The organism is Sutterella sp. AM11-39 (assembly GCF_003472385.1).
GTDB classification, from domain to species: Bacteria; Pseudomonadota; Gammaproteobacteria; order Burkholderiales; family Burkholderiaceae_F; genus Duodenibacillus; species Duodenibacillus intestinigallinarum.
Map to the genome: position 1 here is coordinate 1 of NZ_QRLV01000013.1, position 662 is coordinate 662.

At 49.8% G+C, this 662-nt stretch carries 1 protein-coding gene; it reads left to right on the plus strand.

The features are described from left to right. Positions 1–662: IS200/IS605 family accessory protein TnpB-related protein (locus tag DW133_RS10125; protein WP_199588865.1), on the plus strand; the 662-nt coding region annotated here is incomplete at both ends.

Sequence of the window (662 nt, forward strand, 5' to 3'; positions counted from 1 at the left end):
GAATCTGGAGTTGCCAAAAATCGTCTTTAAAAACGTTGGCATCCATCTGGACGCGCGTACTTTGACGTTTTCGAAAGATCGAACCACAGCGACAGTCTTTACAAGTCAGAAGCGCGTCTCGGTGCGCCTCTGCCCCGGAACTTTTCAACAAGACATTTTGTCGAACGGCAAGTGGCGCGAGTGTAATCTGGTCTACAAAAAAGGACGAAAAGGCAGCAAGGGAAGCTGGCAGTTGCATATCGCTGTTGAGCGTGATCTCAAATTGCCAAGTTTGAAGAATCTAAAAAAGGAGGAAATTCTCGGTGTTGACGTCGGTGAAAACAACGTGGCAGCCACTTCGGACGGCAGTCTGTTCAAAGCCGGCAAATTGAAAAATGACCGCGATAAGTATTTGAGTCACAGAGCTCGTCTTCAGCGCAACGGTTCGCGTAACGCCAAACGGAAGTTACGCCAAATCTCAGGCCGAGAAAGACGACATGTGGAACACGTCAACCACAATGTCAGCAAGACAATCGTGGAAAAAGCCTCACAAAGCGGCAAGCGGTTGATCGTATTGGAGGATCTCACGCACATTCGCGAGAGAATCAAGGCCGGACACAAGGTGCGGGCAAGACTGAACCGATGGCCGTTTCGCGAGCTGCAGCAGATGATTGTCGACAAAG